This window comes from Streptomyces sp. NPDC002092 (assembly GCF_053593775.1).
Genome location: NZ_JBSFDG010000031.1, coordinates 24,945 through 42,487, shown reverse-complemented (window position 1 = coordinate 42,487; position 17,543 = coordinate 24,945). Strand labels below are relative to the sequence as shown.

Genomic DNA, 17,543 nt, shown 5'->3' with positions numbered 1-17,543 from the left:
GCGCGGCCTTCCCGCCCGACGCAGAGAAACCCAGGAGGTCACCCATGACGGACAGCATTGCGGCGGGCCGTCCCGCGTCCGCCGCCCACGGCGCCGACAGGCTGCGCGTCTATGCGCGGCTCGGCAAGCTGGACGTGTACGACTACTACCTAGGAATCTTTCTCGCCCTCTCCGCCGTCCTGTTCCCGGTCGGCGACTTCACGGCCCGGCAGGCGCTGGTACTGGTGGCGTTCCTGGCCGGGGAGATCGCGGTCCTGATGGCGATGGTCGCCCTGGACGACGTCACCGGCTTCCGGGACGGCAGTGACCTCGCCAACTACGGCCCCGACAACCCGCTGCGCAGCAAGGCACGCAAACCCCTCGTCGCCGGGACGCTGACGGTGCCGCAGGCGCTGCGCTTCGCCTGGGGCTGCGCGGCCGCGGGCGCCGTGCTGTGGGCGGGCGCCGCCGCGCTGGCACCGTACCGCCCGCTGTGGGCGCTGGTGGCGGCGGGCGCACTGTTCGCCGTGTCGCTGCAGTACTCGTACGGCCTGAAGCTGAGTTACCACGGCTTCCAGGAGGCGTTCCTCGTCGCGCTCGGCGCGGTGCTCGTGATCGTGCCGTACGGCCTGGTGACAGGGGGCTGGTCCGGCTTCCTGATGGTGCAGGCGGTCCTGTTCGGGTTCGGGCCGCTGATGTTCGGGGTCTATTCCAACACCAACGACGTCGCCGGCGACCGGGCGGTGGGCCGCCCGACCGTGGCGGCTCTGGTGTCCGAACGGGGCAACGCCGTCTTCATCGGGACCCTGTCGGTCACCGAGTTCTCCATCGGTGCGGTCGCCTCGGTCACCGGGGTGGCCCCGTGGTGGTTCGTGGTGCTGATGCTGCCGGCGACCGTGCTGCGCGCCCGCCAGTACCTGACCGGATTCGTCCGGGCGGACATCATGACAGCGCGCCGGACGGGCTTCGCGGTGCACCGGCTGAGCGTGGTGCTGATGACCGTGGCCAACGTCCTGGTCGCAGCGGGGGCCGCCGCATGAGGCCCGAGGTCGACGTCGCGGTCGTCGGCGCGGGCGTCGCCGGACTGACCGCCGCCCACGAACTGCGGCGCGCCGGGCTGTCGGTGCGGGTCTACGAGCTTCTGCCGCAGGTGGGCGGCCGGATGCGCAGTCTGCGCCACGAGGGCTGGACGGTGGACACCGGAGCCGAGCAGGTGGCGTCGCGTGGCTACCGTGCCACCTGGGAGTTGCTGCGCCGACTGGGCGCCGGCCCGGCGGACGTCCCCCGGGTCGGCGGTGCGGTGGCCGTCTGGCGTGGTGGGCGCGCCCATCTCGGCGTCGGCGAGAGCACGGCGGTGCTCACCGGCGCCGGCCTGTCCGTCCGCGCCCGGCTCGACCTGGCCGTCTTCTCGGCGTGGACCGGACGCCGCCGCGCCCGGTTCGACGGCGACCGCCCCGAGCACACTCCGCTCGGTGCCGCCACCGTGCGACAGACGGCGGCCCGCTACCACCCCGACCTGCACGACTACCTCCTCCAACCGGTCGCGGGAGGCTTCTTCGGCTGGGACACCGCCCGCTCTGCCGCCGCCCCCCTGGTGAGCCTGCTGCTGGAGGCCGGCTCCCCCACCACCTGGCGTACCTACCGGGACGGCATGGACTTCCTTGCCCGCCGGCTGGCGGACGGTACCGACGTCGTGACCGGCCGCGCCGTGCGGGAGGTCACCGACGCGGGCGAGCACGCCGTCCTGCGGTTCGACGACGGTGAGGTCAGGGCGCGGGCCGCTGTACTGGCCGTACCGGCGCCCGTGGCGGTGGCGCTGCGCCCGGACGTCCCCGCCGACGAGCGGCCGTTCGTCACGGCCTGCACCTTCACCCCGATGATGAAGGTCAGCTACCTGCTGGACCGCCCGCTGGCCCCGGCCGCCCGGCGTCCGGTGCACATCCTGCTCACCCCGGCCGTCGAGGAGGACGTGCTCTCCGGTGTGGTCGTCGACCACGCCAAGGACCCCGGCCGGGCCCCCGCGGGCCGCGGGCTGATCACCCTCGTGGCCGGTCCGCGCCGGGTCCGCGGATTGCTGGACGCCTCCCCCGACGAGGCCGCCGACGTGCTCGCCCACGCGGCGGAACGCTACGTACCGGGCCTCGCCGGTGCCCGCCGCCACCACCTCGTGCACGCCTTCCGCCACGGCCTGCCGGAAGCCACCCCGCAGGCACTGCGGGAACGCCCCGGCTTCCTGGCCCGCCCGGTGCGCGCCGTTGAGTACGCCGGCGACTGGGTGATGCTGCGGCCCGCTTCCGAGGGCGCCGTCCGGGCGGGTGCGCTGGCCGCGTCCCGTGTCCTGAGCAGGCTGAGGCGGCGGCCGTCGCCCGGCACCGACCGAGCGGAGGAGATCCGTGCGACCCGATGACATGGGCACCCTGTTCGACGACGCGGCGGCGCGCGGCGCCCGGACCGTGTTCCACCTTGACCGGCCCTTCGACATCGCCCCGCAGGCGGGCACTCGGTGGACCGTCTTGGAGCTCGCCGACCTGGTCCGCGCCACCGCCGCCCGGCTCATCGACGCCGGAGTCCGGCCCGGGGACCGCGTGGCCATCGTGAAGGACAACCACTGGGACTACGACCTGCTCGCCTGCGCCGCCGTCCGTGTCGGCTCCGTGCCCGCCCAGCTCTCCGCCCGACTGGACACCCCGGACCTCCTCACCCTGTTGCGTCGCCTGCGCCCGGCCGCGCTGATCACCACCTCCGCAGTGCTGGCCCGCTGCCGGGACGCCGCCGCATCGGCCCCCGTCTGTGTCACCGTCGACACCGCCGTGCCCGGGGCGGCCCACATCGCCGCACTGGACGCCTCCGGCCCCGGTGCGCCGGTACGACGCCACGAGGACGAGCCCTTGGTCATCCACCACACCTCGGGGACGACCGGCGTGCCCAAACTCGTGGTCCACTCCACACGGACACTCGTGCACAAGCTGGCCCGCCTGGAGGCGGTGCGCTACCCGGGCATCGGCCTGCGCCGGGACGACACCCTGTGCAACGCCAGCGCCTACGCGCACGGGCGCACCTTCTGCTGGACGGCGGTGGTGACGGCGCTCGCACCCGCCAGGATCGTGGTCCTCACCGGCGACGAACCGGACACCGCCGACCCGTTGCTGCGGGCGTACCCGCCCACCGTGATGGAGGCGCTGCCCGCCACGTACGTCCGGCTGCGGCCGCTCACCGCACGACTGGACAACCCGTTCCGGCGCGTCCGCCTGTACATCAGCACCTACGACGCGATGCACCCGCCCGCGCTGCGCGCCTACCTGGCCGCCAGTCGGCGTGCCCACCCGCTGTGGATGCAGGGCTGGGGCCAGACCGAGACCGGACCGCTGACGTTCCGCTTCCACACGCGCAGCTCCGCGCTCGCACCGGACGCCGCGTCCACGACGCGCCGACTGGGCCGTCCGGTGCCGGGCCGGACCCGGCTGCGCGTGGTGGACCCGGACACGCTGCGCCCGGTGCCGCGCGGCCGCCCGGGTCTGCTCCTGATCCGCACACCGGCCCTCGCCCTGGGCTACGTCGGTGAACAGGAACGCTGGGAGGCCAAGCGCGTCGGCGACTGGTGGTCCTCGGGCGATGTCGGGGTGCACCACCGCGACGGCAGCGTCAGCCTCCTGGACCGCGAGGCCGACACCCTGCCCGGAATGAGCTGTCTGCGGACCGAGGACCTGCTCGAGCAGCGGCTGCCACAGGCCCTGGAATGCGTGATCGTCGGTGCCCCGGACGGCGACCCGCTGCCGGCCGTGGTCACCGCCGACGGCCGGCTGGATCCGGATGCCTGGAAACAGGCCGTCCAGGGGCTGCCGCCGATGCGTCAGCCCGCGGTCCTGACCTGGGACGAAGTCCCTCGCACCGGCACCGGCAAGGTTCGCCGCGCCGCCCTGGCCCGGCACCTCACCGGCACCGCGGTCACCGGGACCGGCCGCTGGACCTGACAAGCCACCACGTGACGACCTGACGAACCACCACATGACGAGTGGAGTCCTGCCGTGTCCCAGCCGTCTCCCGATACCGTGTCCGAGCCGTCTTGCGCCCGGGAGCCGTCCTACGCCCAGGAAGGTGCCCGCGCGGTCTTCGGCAACGGCACCGCGCACAGCCGCGACCAGCACCGCTGCCTGGCTGCCGCGTACGACCCGGTGACCCTGCCCCGGCTTGCCGCCGCCGGTGTCGGTCCGGGCTGGCGCTGTCTGGAGGTCGGTGCCGGCGGTGGCAGCATCGCGCGCTGGCTGGCTGACCGGGTCGCACCGGGCGGCTCCGTGCTCGCCACCGACCTCGACCCCCGCGACCTGGTACCCGGCCCGGGCCTTGAGGTCGCTGCCCTCGACGTGTCCCGCGACCCGCTCCCGGAGGCAGCCTACGACCTGGTGGTGGCCCGCCTGATCCTGCAGCACGTGCCCTTCCGGGACATCGTCCTGCACAAGCTGGTGCGCGCCCTCAAACCCGGCGGCTTGTTGCACATCGACGAGATCGACGCCTCCTACGAACCGCCACTGCTCACCCCGAGCCCACAGGCCGAGGCACTGTACGTCCGGTTCCTCGAGGCCAAGACGGCGGCGCTGCGCGCCGCGGGCGGCGACCCGTGCTGGGCACGGAAGGTGCCGGCCGCCATGCGGGCGGCCGGACTGACCGCCCTCGACGTCCACCTCCACATCGGCGTACGACACGCGAAGGACCCCGGCCTGGGGCTCCAGCTGAACCACACCCGCAACCTCCGGGACCGGCTCAAGGAGCAGGGCATGACCGACGACGACCTGGACCGGGTGCGGGACCTGATGCGGGACCCGTCCTTCCGTGCCGCCTCCAGCGTCTTCTACTCCGTACAGGGCCGTCGGCCCGCCGAGGAGCGACCGTGACGCCGGGACTGCGGGCCGAGGCCCGGCCGGCCGTTGCCACCACGATCGCGGAGCGTTTGCTGCGGCACACCGCACAAGCCCTGCCTGCGGGGGCCGGCGCCGGCCCGGACCCGGTGCGGCTCCGCATCGAGTGGGCGGGCCCCGTCGCGACGGAGCTGCCGGACGAGCGCGCCGTACAGGCCGCCTGCGGTCTGATGCACGTCCACGGCCGGGCCACGGGCGGGCCCGCCCCGCTGGCAGTCGACTACGCCTCGGTCGTGGCAGGCGTGCTCGCCGCTCTGGGCGCCACCGCCCTGCGCGTCGGGCGGGCCCGCGGGCTGGACCTGTGCGAGGTGAGGACCTCGGTGGCTCAGGGAGCGCTGCTGGCGGTCGGCCAGTACCTGGCCGCCGCGACGGCCGGGGGGAACGATGGCCCGCCCGGACCTCCATTTCCGCCCGGCTCCGCGCGGCAGGCGGGCGGCCCGGCGACCCTGGTCACGTCCGACGGTGTCCGGGTGGAGATCGAGACCCTCGCCCCCGACGCCTGGCGGGAGTTCTGGATCCGGCTCGGTGTGGCGCCCGCCGTCGCGGGCCGCGGCTGGCTTCCCTTCCAGCAACGGTTCGCCACCGCTGTCTGTCCGTTGCCCGACGCGCTGCGGCAGGCCGCACGCCGTTGCACGCTGCCGGATCTGCGTGCCGCCGCACACCGCAGCGGGGTCAGCCTCCTCGTCGTACGTTACGACCCGGCCCCCGCCGTCCGCCCCGAACCCTGGGAACTGGCTCCCTGGCCGGAACCGGCACGGAGCCCTGGGCCGCACGCGGACAGCCCCGCCGGGTTCCCCTCCCCGCGCCCGGGCCGCGGTGCCGCCCTGCCGCTGACCGGGATTCGGGTCGTGGAGTGCACCCGTAGAGTGCAGGGCCCGCTCGCCGGGCACATCCTGCGGATGCTGGGCGCCGACGTCGTACGGATCGAGCCGCCCGGCGGCGACCCGATGCGCTGGCTCCCCCCGCTGGCGGGAGAGTGCTCGGCCCGGTTCCTGGCACTCAACGCGGGCAAGCCGGTGATCGAGGCCGACCTCACCACCGCACACGGCCGCCGCACCATCCGTACCCTGACCGCCGATGCCGACGTGTTCCTGCACAACTGGGCCCCCGGGAAGGCTTCCCGTTTCGGTCTGGCCGCCTCCGACCTGCTGCCCGGGAGGTCCGCTCTGGTGTACGCCTGGGCATCCGGCTTCGGCGACACCTTCGGTGACCGGCCCCCGGTGGGCACCGACTACCTCGCCCAGGTGCACAGCGGACTCGCCGCCGCGGTACGACCGGCTGACGAACCTCCGGCCCCGTCCCTGATGACCCTCACCGACGTGCTCGGCGGGCTGGTGTGCGCCCACGGCGTGCTGACCGCGCTGGCGGTCCGCGAGGCGACCCACCAGGGCAGCCAGGTCCACTCCAGTCTGCTCTCCGCGGGCGCACTGGTCCCCCGTCCCGCGCACCGGGTCCGCTGGACACCACTGGACCGGCCGCTGCGCACGGCGGACGGCCACCTGTACCTCGGCCCCGGTGCCCGGCAACGCCCCGACGCCGTGCGCCGCCTCCTGGACGGCGCCGACACCGCGTCCGCGCAGGCCGTCGCGGCCCGCTTCGTCCGCCGTACGACCGAGGAGTGGCGGGTGCGACTGGCCGAGGCGGGGCTGACGGCGACACCCGTGCGGACCGAGCTGTCCGACCTGCCCCACGACGCCGCGTTCCAGACGGCCGTCGCGCCGCCGGACCCTGCCAACGGGTACGCCCGCCCGTACACACCGTGGGAGTTCGCATGACAGCCCCCACCACGCCGGAGACGACAAATACCGGGCAACCGGTGTGGACCTCACGCGCCGGAGTCCCCTTCCCCGACCACGTGCCCCGCGACCGGCGACGGGCCTGGGTGGCGGCCGGCGTGTGCCCGGACACCGACCTGTACAGCCTGTTCACCGCCCATGTCCAGGAACACCCGGACCGTGAGGCGCTGGCGGACGACGCCGGGGTGCTGTCCTACGCGGCCCTCGACATCGAGGTGCGCCGCATCGCCGACGTTTTCGAAGAAGCAGGCCTCGGGGCCGGGGACCTGGTCGCGCTGCGGCTGCCCAACGGACGCGACGCCGTCGCCGCGGAACTCGCCGTGTACGCGATCGGCGCGGTGGCGCTCCCGCTCCCTCCGGGCGGCGACGACCACGACCTGCGGGCGCTGCTCGCCCGCTCACGGGCCCGCGGTGCCGTCCTCACCGAGGCGCCTCAGGCGCGGGTCCTCGTGGGTCTTCCCCACCTCCGCACCGTGTTCGTACCCGGCCCCGGCGGGGGACGGACCCAGGGGCTGCACGCCCCGCATCCCACGGCCCGGCACGGCCGGTGGCACCGGTCGGCCGATCCGTACGGCCCCGCCCGCATCCTGGTGTCCTCGGGTACCGAGGCCGAGCCGAAGATGGTCGCCTACAGCCATCACGCCCTGGCCGGCGGCAGGGCCCGCTACGTCCGGGCGCTGCACCCGGACTCCTCGGTGGCGCCCCGTCACCTCGTCCTCGTGCCGCTTGCTTCCTCCTTCGGCTCCCTGGGCACGCCCGTCACCCTCGCCGCCCTCGGCGGCACTCTGATCGTGCAGTCGGGGTTCGACGCGGAGGGCGCGCTGCGGCTGGTCGCCGAGCACCGCCCCACCCACCTCTTCGCGGTGCCCACGATGCTCCGCCGGCTCGCCGACCTCCCACCCCGGCCCGACGAGGACACCTCGTCGCTGCGTGTCGTCGTCTCCAGCGGTGCGGCGCTGCCCGCAGCGACCGCTGACGCGTGGCTCAGGCGGTTCGCCCGGCCGGTGGTGACCGTCTACGGCTCCTCGGACGGAGTGAACTGCCACACCGCGAGGGAGTACCTCCCGCCCGGCGACAGCGTCGGCACCCCCGACCCCACGGTCGCCCAGGTGCGGATCACCGGTCCCGACGGCACACCCCTGACCACCGGGCACACCGGCCAGATCGAGGCCAGAGGCCCCATGACGCCGATGTGCTACGTCAACGCGCCGGAACTGGACGCCCTTTACCGCACGTCGGACGGCTGGGTACGCACCGGCGACCTCGGCCGGCTGGACGAGCACGGACGGCTGCACGTCCTGGGACGGCTCAAGCGCATCGTGATCCGCGGCGGCCTCAACATCAGCCTCGCCGAGGTCGAACGCGAACTCGGCAGCCATCCAGCGGTGGCCGAGGCGGTCTGCGTTCCGGTACCCGACCCGGCCCTCGGCGAACGCGTGTGCGCCTGCCTCCGCACGGCACCCGGCGCCCCCGCCCCCACCCTGTCCGACCTCACCACCCACCTGCTGAACCGCGGCCTGGGCCGCCGCAAACTCCCCGAACTCCTCCTGGTGGTCGAGGAGATGCCCCTCGGCCCTACCGGCAAGATCTGCCATCGCACCCTGGCCGCCCGGGCGATTCGACAGCGCGTCCCGGACCGGTCGTGAGGCGGTGACGATCTGCCGCTCACACACCCTCAGCACCACGCCGGAGGGCAGGCGCCGACCTGTCACCGCCACGGGCGCACGAGGGCCTGCCGACGTCGTAGCCGCAGAGGTCGAACGGCCGCCCTCCAGCTACTAGATCCACGACAGCTGCCGTACGCGCAGCAGCATGTGACGCAGCCACCGTAGGGCGAACACGCAAGGTACGGAGATTCCGCGTCCCACCCTCAGGGCGGTCTTGCTCAGGCCAAGAAGCTCAGGCGAACCCGACGGTTGGCATTGTCGATGTTGGTGTCCGCCAACCTCCGTTACTGATCTCTTCGGACTGTTGTCGGATGCTGATCCCTGCGGTAGGCCGGTGGTATGCGGTACGCGCAGGGTGGTGGGCTGACCGCTGAGCGGCGGCAGTTTCGTGAGCGGATCCGGTACCAGGCCGGTGAGCGGTTCGCACGCGGTGAGAGAACCGCGGTGATCGCGAGGGATCTGCGGGTGAGTGAGCGGTCGGTGGAGCGCTGGCGTCGTGCCTGGCAGGAGGGCGGGATGGAGGCCCTCGCCTCCGCGGGGCCGGCCAAACTTCCCAAGGTGTCCGACGGCCAGTTCGCTGTGCTGGAGGAGGAGTTGGCCCTCGGGCCGGCCGAGCACGGCTGGGAGGACCAACGGTGGACCCTGGCGCGGGTCAGAGCGCTGATCGCCTGGAAGCTCGGTATCGACTGCTCCTCGGCGGGCGTCTGGCGGCTGCTGCACCGGCACGGCTAGTCCTGGCAGTGCCCGGCCCGCCGCGCACTGGAACGCGACGAGCATGCGGTCGAGCTGTGGAAGAAGGACGTGTGGCCGCAGGTGGAATGACCGCGGCGGCGCTGGGGGCCTACATCGTCTTCGAGGACGAGGCGGGGTTTTCCATGACACCGCCGCGGGCCCGCACCTGGGGCCGACGTGGGTACACGCCGGTGGTCCGGGTGCGCGGCCGCTCCTGGCGCCGCTGGTCGATCGCTGCCATGTGCTGCTACAAGCAAGGAGAAACCTCCCGGCTGATCTACCGGCCGCGCCGCCACCGCAAGCACAAAGGCAAAGGGCGCGACAGCTTCTCCTGGCGCGACTACCGCGACCTGGCGGTGCGCGCGCACATCCAGCTCAAGGCCCCGATCGTGCTCGTCTGGGACAATCTCAATACCCATCTCGCCGCTGGCATGCGCCAGTACGCGGACGAACACGACTGGCTCACCATCGTCCAACTGCCCTCCTATGCACCGGATTTGGATCCGGCGGAAGGCGTCTGGTCGCTGTTACGGCGCGGCCCGCTGGCCAATACCGCCTTCACCGACGACGATCACCTCGAACGCACCCTCCGCCGCGGACTTCGCCATATCCAGTTACGGCCAGACCTCATCGACGGCTGCCTTGCCGGCACCGGACTCAGCCTCACCCACCACCCGACAACAATCCGAGGAAATCAGTAGGACAACCCCGACCCTACCCACAGAACAAGAGCTGCACGTGACGCCTGGCTTCGCCATGTTGAAGCCCACCTGTGCGCCCGAGCACAATGCCCCGCCGCCCGTCCTACTGTTGAGCGACAGCCGCGCGAATCCGATGGTCGACGCGAAGGTCACGGGCCTGACGGGCGGCTGGTCCAGCACCGACAGGCGCGGGGCCGGCGCCGCCGACCCGCTCATCGTGCGCTTCGCGTGATCGCCGGCACGATCCGGTAGCCCCGCTGGAAGACCAGGTTGTGCAGGTCACCGGTGGCGATCGCGCGCGGCGTGGGCACCTCGGCCGCCGCCTGCTCGGGCGTGAACACGTTCAGCGGCCAGTCTGCACGGTCGCGCCCCGCAGATGCGGGTGGTGGAAGCCACCGCCGTAGTACGCAAGAAGGGTGATCGGCGCGATCCCGGTCTCCCGCTGCTCGGGCCACGACAGCGTCCAGCTCGCCCTCAGCCCCTGGTCCCGGGTGCGCTGGGTTCCGCTCGCCGTCACCTCGCCGGTACCGAGGAGCAGGGCGGTGTCGAACTCCTCCAGCACCTGGGCGGCGTACGGGTGGAGCAGTTCGACGGCCTGCTCGAAATGCCGATCCTTGCCCTGACGCGACACGGTGTCGCGTCCTCGCCGTGGGTTCCGTCGCGCAGGTCCCCGAAGGGGCGCAGCAGGGCTGCGATGTGCGGCAGCCCCGTCTCGGGCCGTGTGGTGGTCATGGTGTCTCCTTCCGTCGTTCGAGTTGCTCGCGCAGCGCCGTTCCGAGCCAGCGCCGCAGTCCCGGGTTCCCTGCACCGGGACCGCCTGCGGCAAGGAAGGCCGCGTGCGGGGTGCCGGGGAAGGTCTTCAGCCGTACGGCGCTGCCCGCCTCGCGCAGCAGCCGGGCGTACTGCGTGACGTCGTCGCGGACGGGATCGAGCTCGCCGACCGCGAGTACGGCCGGGGCCAGCCCTTCCAACCGCTCCGCCGCCAGGGGGATGCTGTACAGCGGAGCCTCGCCGCGTATGGCGGTTTCCACCCCGCCGCGGTACGTCTCCCAGGCCAGCCGGAGGTCCTCCGCCGCAGGGAGGGCGCCCCGCTCGCTGATGTAGGAGGTGGCGGCGCAGTCGGGGTCCAGTGGCGGGTAGGCCAGCACTTGGGCGGCGAGTGGCTGGTCGCGGTCGCGGCGGGCGAGGGCCGCGCAGGCGGCGATGGTGCCGCCTGCGCTGTCGCCCCCGGCCGCCAGCGGCTCGCCGTCCGCTGCCTGTTCCCCAGCCCAAGAGAGCGCGGTCAGCACGTCCTCCAGCTGGGCAGGGTGCCGGTAGCCGGGGGCCAGTCGGTAGCCGGTGCTGACCACGGTGCACCCCGAGGTCCTCGCGAGGTCCGTGACGGGCCCGTGCCAGTGCTCGACCGACCCGGCCTGCCAGCTGCCGCCGTGCGCCCAGACCAGCCAGCCGTACGAGCGCGGTCCGGGCCGGTAGATCCGTACCGGTATGCGATGGGTCCCCGCGTCCAGCCAGCCCGGCCGCCACTGCACTTCACCGGAGCGCAGGCCGTCCGGACGTACGGCCCTGTCCTCGTCCGGAGCGCCCAGACCGGCGCGGGGTTCGTACCGTCGTGAGTTACTGCGCACTCGACCGCGCACCACGCAGGAACACGGCGCTGGTGAGGGCGCCGAGGACAACGAGGGCGGCGTTGACCGCGATGGCCGTCTTCAGTCCGCCGAGGATAGCCGAGGCTCCCGTGCCGGTCATCGCGGCGGTGGCGATGGCGCTCATGATCGGCGTGCCCATGGTGATGCCGATCTGCTGGGTCATGGTTGCGAGCCCGGTGGCCAAACCCTGTTCGTGGTCAGCCAGCCCGGAGGTCGCGGTGACCATGAATCCGACGATGACGAGCATGTTGCCCACCCCGCCGGCGAAGGTGGCGACGAGCAGCAGCCACAGCGAGGAGTGAGCGGTGCCGAGGCCGAGCAGGGCGGCCGTGAACACAGTCTGCAGGATGCCGCCGGTGATCAGCGTCTGCTTGCTGCCGATCTTCCCGATGACCTTCGGGGCGACCGAGCCGCCGACGACCGTTCCGATGCCCAGCACACCGAAGGACAGACCGGCGGCCAGCGGGGAGAAGCCGAGCACCTCCTGGAGGTAGAGGGTCAAAAGGAAGACCAGGGAGGTCTCGGTGAGGAAGGCGATCAGACCGGCGACGTTGCCCCAGGCCACCGAACGCTTGCCGAGCACGCCGAGCGGCACCAGCGGGGCGCTCACCTTGCGCTCGACGACCCAGAACACGATCAGCAGCAGCACACCAGCCGCAAGTGGCAGCAGGGCGTTCGTGGAGCCCCAGCCGTGCTCGCCGGCCTGGGTGAGGCCGAAGACGATGGCCAGCAGACCGAGGGTGACGCTGATGGCGCCGGGCACGTCCAGCTTCGGGCGCTCGTCGGGCCGGGACTCCTTGATGACCGTCGGGGCGACGATCAGGACGGCGAGGGCGACGGGCACGTTGATGAAGAACGCCCAGCGCCAGGAGAGCAGGTCGGTCAGCAGGCCGCCGAGGATCGCGCCGGTGGTGAACCCTGCGGACATCAGAGCCCCGTTGAGGCCGAGGGCCTTCTCCCGCAGCGGGCCCTCCGGGAACGAGGTCGTCATGAGTGAGAGGCCTGCCGGGGTCACCGCGGCGGTCGCGAGTCCCTGGAAGACACGGGCCGTGATCAGCACTTCCGGGTTCTGAGCCAGACCGCCCACCAGCGAGGCCGCGCCCAGCACCACCAGGCCGCCGAGGAAGAGCCGACGGCGGCCGAAGAGGTCTGCGACCCGGCCGAACAGCAGGGTGAAGCCCGCTGCGCACAGGGCGAACGCGGTGCCGATCCACTGCAGATGCGCCAGAGAGAAGCCCAGGCCCTTGCCGATCACCGGCAGCGCCACGTTCAGGATAGAGAAGTCCACGGCCAGCATGAACTGGGCCGCGAGCAGCAGCACCAGCACCAGCCGCAGGCGCGGGGTGAGGACGGCCGGGGCCGTTCCTACGGCCGTACCGGCCGTGTCCGAATCAGTGACGGACATGACGTCGGGTCCCTTTCGTTCGAGCTTCATCGGTGCGTCTGTCGTGCGCACCGCTGGGCAAGAGACTCGTCTCGGCCCGGGACCCCAGCCAGCACCCTGTCGCGCACAGTCAGTGCGAGGGTGGTCATCACATGACCACCCTTATGGCTCACGACCGGCGCAGCGGGCGGGCATGATGAAAGGGAGTGAACGGGAGGCATCGATGGACGCTCCGTCCGAACTGGGAGACTTCCTCAGGTCCCGCCGTGCCGCGCTGCGTCCGGAGGACGTCGGCATCACCCCGCATCCGACGCGCCGCCGGGTCAGGGGGCTGCGCCGGGAGGAGTTGGCCATGCTCGCCGGGGTCAGCATCACCCACTACACCCGTCTCGAGCAGGGCCGTGCGCTCAGCGCCTCGGACTCCGTGCTGGACGCGATCGCGCGCACCCTGCGGCTGACCGACGACGAGACCGCGCATCTGAAAGATCTGGGCCGGCCCACCGCCACCGCTGCCCGCCCCGCCACACCCCGTGCAGAGCAGGCCAGCCCTTCAGCACGGCAGCTGCTGGCGGCCATGTCCGAGGTGCCGGCGCTGGTGCTGGACCGCCGCAACGACGTACTGGCCTGGAACCGGCTGGGGCACGCACTGCTCGCCGCGCATCTGCCCGCGGACAGCCCCGAGACGCCGGGTACCCGGCCCAATGTGACGCGGATGCTGTTCCTGGATGACCGCTACCGCGCGCTGTACACGGACTGGCACGAGGAGGCGCAGCTCGCGGTCGCCTCGCTGCGGCTGATCGCCGGTCGGCACCCCGACGACCGCCGGTTGACCGAACTGGTCGGCCAACTCACCGTTCTGTGCGACGAGTTCGCCTCCCGTTGGGCCCGCCATCCGGTGCGCACCTGCACCTCGGGGGTGAAGCAGCTGCGTCACCCGTTGGTCGGCACGATGGACCTGAGCTTCGAGAACCTTGTCATCCCCGGCTCGTCTGGCCAGCGCCTGATCGCCTATACGGCCGAACCGGGCTCACCCTCTGAGGCTGCTCTGCGCCTGTTGGGCAGCACAGCCGCGCCTGAGGTCGAGAGCACTTCCGCGACAGTGTGAGGCGGATCGCGCCGATCGGCCGGGAGGGTATCTGACCACAGTTACAATCCAGCCCTCTGCAGTAGGGGCAGCGCGCTACCCTCCAGAGCTCCCTTGATAAACAGGGAACCTCATCGCGCCACGGCAGATCGAGGTCACACGTCGGCCTACGAGCTGGAATGCGTTGCGCGCCTGGTGAAAGCTGACTGCTGGAGGCGAAGATGACGGAGGGGGCGACTGCGGGCCTCAGGAATTGTCGGCAGGGTCCGATCGTCGCCGTCATCAACGTGGTCCAGGCCAGCCTGACGACTAGGATCTGGTACGGCATCAGCGGCGGCGGCGACCAGGACTCAGCCGCCTGGCTATTGCCCCACCAAGGACTGACTGTGCCTCCCCCAATCGTAGTTGCCACCCCGCGCAAGATATTTAGCACGGTCCAACCTCACCTGGCTCAGCGCAACAGAAACACCGCACTCCAGCACTGAACGGCTATAAGAATAGGAGCCGCTAATATTGTCAAAGAACCGACCGGCGGGATCAAGCATGGCATAGCTGCCCACCATATCCTCGTTCTCTTCCGGAACCACCTTCACACCGCGTCGGGATACCCAGCGATTTCTGGCTACAAAGTTCGCAAATTCCTCCCTGGAGATAGCAAACGGGTTAGCCTTTCCGCCGTTTTGCCCTTTGATGGGCAGCATCTGTAGGATTTTCCAACGATGCGGGGCAACGTCTGCGATGAAGGGAGCTAGATGCTCCTTCATGTTGACCCGTGTGACGACGGTGTTGACCTTGAGACGCACCCCGACTTCATGCGCTTGGCCACAGAGATCCCGGTAGGCCGACTCAGTCATGGGGCGACCCGACGTTGTCCGCCCCAATTCCGTCAATGTTCGCAGCCCCAGGCTGTCGACACTCACAACTATCCAGTCAAGAAGGTGAGCTAGATCCGATAAATCTTCTACAAGTGAGCCATTAGTGACGACGGATGTAACCATGCCGCATTCTGCGGCCATCTCAATCAAGTCATCCAACCATGGACACAGAAATGGCTCGCCACCCGCGAAGGTAATCTTCTTAAATCCAAAATCCGCGAGCATTTTCACGACGCGAAGAGCGTCACGAGCGGGCAAGTGGCCAGCCGGCAAGACCTCCCTGCGCACATCCTTGAACCGCGCAAAGCAAAATCCGCAATGCATGTTACATGGCTGCCAGAGGTGAAAATTCACCGACTCAATCGGGGGCGCTAAGCCCGTTCCCACCTCCATGCCACCTACCTCCCACCATCTGGGAACACCAGGCGCACCAAATCGCTAGCCAGCTTCTCAGAGCTTGCCGCCACAAAAGAAACTGCGCTCCGGTGCAGCGACTTATCCAAGCGCAGAGGCACGCCACGAGTATCCAGGATGCACCCACCCGCCATCTGAACCAGCAGCAGCCCTGCACAGACATCAAGAAGTGCAGCGTTACGGCTCACCATGGCATCCAAGGCACCCGTGCTCACCAACGCAAGATCCAACGCAGGGGCCCACATGGCCGTGACTCGTTTACAGTTCTGACTAAGAACCTGATCGATGCGTCGGCCTGTAATTCGCCCTTCCCGGGAATAGTCAGTGACGAGAGCCACCGTGGCGTCGCCCATCGTCGGGGATAGGGCGCTGACCACGGGTTGACGAGGCGAGTCCGCGACCGCCGAGAATTGGCGCCCCAGAATCGGGTCGTGAATCACCGCAAGAACAGGCCTGCCCTCATCGAAGAGAGTGATGGCAACCGCGCAGTGCGCGATCCCGAATCCGAAGTTATTGGTACCATCCAGGGGGTCCACGACCCACGTCATGCGTCGATCGTTCCAGGATTCCTGCATTCCCTCCTCTGATACAACGGCGTAGTCAGGAAAGCGTTGAACAAGGTACTGGACAATCACCCTCTGCGCGACGAGGTCAGCTCGTAATTGGACATCATAGAAACCTTTTCGGCTAGTAACGTTCCTGTTACCAAAATCGGATCGGATCTCGACAGCTGCCGCGCGTGCAGCCCCGATCGCCGCTTCCATTTCCCTATGCCACATACCGGTAAGCGTAGATGCGGTCTTCATGTACCTTCACCTCCGTGTGGTGGATTCGCGTTCCCTTGGCGTCGTATCTTGTACTCCTCGGCCAGTATGGGCGGTGCCAGTGCCCCCACGACAGCGAAAACGGCAGCCGCACCCCATTTGACTATTTTTGTGATCATAGAATCCCCGGCAGCCGCTTCGATCACATTGAACTGCACGAGAAGCAGAAGGATCACGGCAACGGTGAGCAGGGACATCCAGGCGGTGGTGACATAGCTGCTTCGCACCCGCCGGGCGACCCCACGCGGGGAGGAAGGACTCAAAACGGACTCCTCCAGCACGTCCCGCTCCCTTCGCAGATGGGAAGCCATAATGACGGCGTCCAATCGTCGGGAACTCACTTCAGTCACACTCTTCAGGGCAAACAGAGCGTCATGACAGGCCCATACCGGATAGTCACCCGGAGCCGTGAGACCGCTTCGCCAAGCACCGCTGGCTGCCTGTGCACGCAGGAGCCGTAGCGTGCCTAGCAGAACGGTCTTGTCACCGAGGTCCCGGCCCGCTGCACTGAGAGCCGACAGCGCCCACGGAGTGGCGAAGTGCCGGAAGTCCAAGCGTGCATAGGACTCGGCATCCACCAGGGTCGTGAAGGAGGTCGAGACCCAGGGCTCTTCCTGGGCCGGGTCGAATGCCGAATCGAGGTATTCGCAAGCCTTATCGACGGCCCGGTCACCTGGTTGAACCCCGAGTGCAACCAACGCGAGTATTGCGTGAGCCGTGTAGGCAGGCGAGGAGTTCGACTCCCCGTCTTCGGACGTCTGCCGCATGGCGACCGGCCCCCACCCCCCGTCGGCGTTTTGAGCAGTACGCAGCCACTCGACGCCGCGCCGGGCTGGCTCCGCGCGGTCAAAAGCCACGAGTACGCGTGCCGCCCATGCAGTGGCGACGACATTGGGTGCCTCACCGCTCTCCGACGATGACCAACCGCCGTCCGGGCGCTGCATGCTGGTCAGCCACGCCAATCCTCGCTGCGCCGAGGGGTTGGATGCAGTCCGGCCAGAAGCGTGAAGTGCCATCAAACAGAAAGAGGTGCTCTCCGTGATGGACACGTCGCTAGCTGCGCCCACAAGAGCCCGCCGCACCTGCCAGCCCCCATCGGGGTTCTGCAACGATTCCAGCGTTGCCGCCGTTTCGTGCAGCACATCACTACCGACGCCCGCGTACGAGTGGGAGAGAAGGGCCTGGGCGGATGAGATCACTCCCACCCGAGTGCCGTCCTGGTACTGGTTCCACCCCTTCATCCCATTCTCGGTGCAGGAGTGGGATCCCAGGAAAGCAATCGAGTCGTCGATCGCTTTCTGAATAGAGCGCCGCAGGTCGTCGGCAGCAAATTCCGCCGACCTGCGCTCAAGGGCAAGGCTGAAGAGTCCTCTCGTGGGTAGCTCGCCGGCCAAGTGACTCAGCTCCGAGAGCCGGAAGGGAGCGAGCGGGGTCCTACCCCCCGCAGTCTCATCAGCACCGGGAGTAGAGGCTGCCACGAACAGTCTCAGAGCTTCCGTTGAATCACCAACCTTCAGCACCCCCAGGT

At 70.0% G+C, this 17,543-nt stretch carries 15 protein-coding genes and 1 pseudogene; 9 read left to right on the top strand and 7 right to left on the bottom strand.

All coding sequences use genetic code 11. From position 1 onward, the window contains the following. Positions 1-44 precede the first annotated feature (44 nt). From ACWCRD_RS42040 to ACWCRD_RS42005, 8 genes and pseudogenes are all read left to right on the top strand, one after another. Entirely contained in the window at positions 45-1,019 is a 975-nt protein-coding gene (locus ACWCRD_RS42040) for a UbiA family prenyltransferase (protein ID WP_450970952.1), read from the top strand. After that, entirely contained in the window at positions 1,016-2,386 is a 1,371-nt protein-coding gene (locus tag ACWCRD_RS42035) for an FAD-dependent oxidoreductase (protein WP_450970951.1), read from the top strand. The genes ACWCRD_RS42040 and ACWCRD_RS42035 overlap by 4 nt, the downstream gene beginning before the upstream one ends. Further along, the gene (locus ACWCRD_RS42030) at positions 2,373-3,950 is read left to right on the top strand and encodes a class I adenylate-forming enzyme family protein (RefSeq protein ID WP_450970950.1); all 1,578 of its coding nucleotides are present in this window, start codon (positions 2,373-2,375) and stop codon (positions 3,948-3,950) included. Before ACWCRD_RS42035 ends, ACWCRD_RS42030 begins: the two co-directional genes overlap by 14 nt. 78 nt (positions 3,951-4,028) lie before the next feature. Next, positions 4,029-4,868 (top strand): class I SAM-dependent methyltransferase, encoded by an 840-nt coding sequence (locus tag ACWCRD_RS42025; protein ID WP_450970949.1) that lies wholly within the window; start codon positions 4,029-4,031, stop codon positions 4,866-4,868. Further along, the gene (locus ACWCRD_RS42020) at positions 4,865-6,667 is read left to right on the top strand and encodes a CoA transferase (protein WP_450970948.1); all 1,803 of its coding nucleotides are present in this window, start codon (positions 4,865-4,867) and stop codon (positions 6,665-6,667) included. Before ACWCRD_RS42025 ends, ACWCRD_RS42020 begins: the two co-directional genes overlap by 4 nt. Then, the gene (locus tag ACWCRD_RS42015) at positions 6,664-8,334 is read left to right on the top strand and encodes a class I adenylate-forming enzyme family protein (RefSeq protein ID WP_450970947.1); all 1,671 of its coding nucleotides are present in this window, start codon (positions 6,664-6,666) and stop codon (positions 8,332-8,334) included. The genes ACWCRD_RS42020 and ACWCRD_RS42015 overlap by 4 nt, the downstream gene beginning before the upstream one ends. 360 nt (positions 8,335-8,694) lie before the next feature. Then, a pseudogene (locus tag ACWCRD_RS42010) lies at positions 8,695-9,788 on the top strand (IS630 family transposase). Between the two features lie 109 nt (positions 9,789-9,897). Further along, a complete protein-coding gene (locus ACWCRD_RS42005) occupies positions 9,898-10,020 on the top strand; it encodes a hypothetical protein (RefSeq protein ID WP_450970946.1) in 123 nt (40 codons plus the stop codon). Here ACWCRD_RS42005 and ACWCRD_RS42000 read toward each other — a convergent pair. From ACWCRD_RS42000 to ACWCRD_RS41985, 4 genes are all read right to left on the bottom strand, one after another. Then, complete coding sequence (locus ACWCRD_RS42000) at positions 10,001-10,129, bottom strand: hypothetical protein (protein ID WP_450970945.1); 129 nt, start codon at positions 10,127-10,129, stop codon at positions 10,001-10,003. The genes ACWCRD_RS42005 and ACWCRD_RS42000 overlap by 20 nt on opposite strands. A 2-nt stretch (positions 10,130-10,131) precedes the next feature. Then, positions 10,132-10,419, bottom strand: coding sequence for a hypothetical protein (locus ACWCRD_RS41995; RefSeq protein ID WP_450970944.1), 288 nt, complete (start codon positions 10,417-10,419; stop codon positions 10,132-10,134). Between the two features lie 97 nt (positions 10,420-10,516). Beyond that, entirely contained in the window at positions 10,517-11,413 is an 897-nt protein-coding gene (locus ACWCRD_RS41990; protein ID WP_450970943.1) for an alpha/beta hydrolase, read from the bottom strand. After that, positions 11,403-12,839, bottom strand: a complete 1,437-nt coding sequence (locus ACWCRD_RS41985) for an MFS transporter (protein WP_450970942.1) — start codon at positions 12,837-12,839, stop codon at positions 11,403-11,405. Before ACWCRD_RS41985 ends, ACWCRD_RS41990 begins: the two co-directional genes overlap by 11 nt. A gap of 202 nt (positions 12,840-13,041) precedes the next feature. Here ACWCRD_RS41985 and ACWCRD_RS41980 point away from each other — a divergent pair, with 202 nt between their 5' ends. Next, on the top strand, positions 13,042-13,923 hold the full coding sequence (locus ACWCRD_RS41980; protein ID WP_450970941.1) for a helix-turn-helix transcriptional regulator: 882 nt from the start codon (positions 13,042-13,044) through the stop codon (positions 13,921-13,923). 341 nt (positions 13,924-14,264) lie between these two features. Here the strand turns inward: ACWCRD_RS41980 and ACWCRD_RS41975 are convergent, their stop codons facing one another. From ACWCRD_RS41975 to ACWCRD_RS41965, 3 genes are read right to left on the bottom strand one after another with little or no spacing between them, the layout of a single operon-like run. Continuing rightward, positions 14,265-15,170, bottom strand: coding sequence for a viperin family antiviral radical SAM protein (locus tag ACWCRD_RS41975; protein ID WP_450970940.1), 906 nt, complete (start codon positions 15,168-15,170; stop codon positions 14,265-14,267). Positions 15,171-15,175: 5 nt separating this feature from the next. Then, positions 15,176-15,997 (bottom strand): inositol monophosphatase family protein, encoded by an 822-nt coding sequence (locus tag ACWCRD_RS41970; protein WP_450970939.1) that lies wholly within the window; start codon positions 15,995-15,997, stop codon positions 15,176-15,178. Beyond that, positions 15,994-17,409 carry a prenyltransferase/squalene oxidase repeat-containing protein gene (locus ACWCRD_RS41965; RefSeq protein WP_450970938.1) on the bottom strand — a complete coding sequence of 472 codons (1,416 nt, stop codon included), beginning with the start codon at positions 17,407-17,409 and terminating at the stop codon, positions 15,994-15,996. The genes ACWCRD_RS41970 and ACWCRD_RS41965 overlap by 4 nt, the downstream gene beginning before the upstream one ends. Between the last annotated feature and the right edge of the window lie 134 nt (positions 17,410-17,543).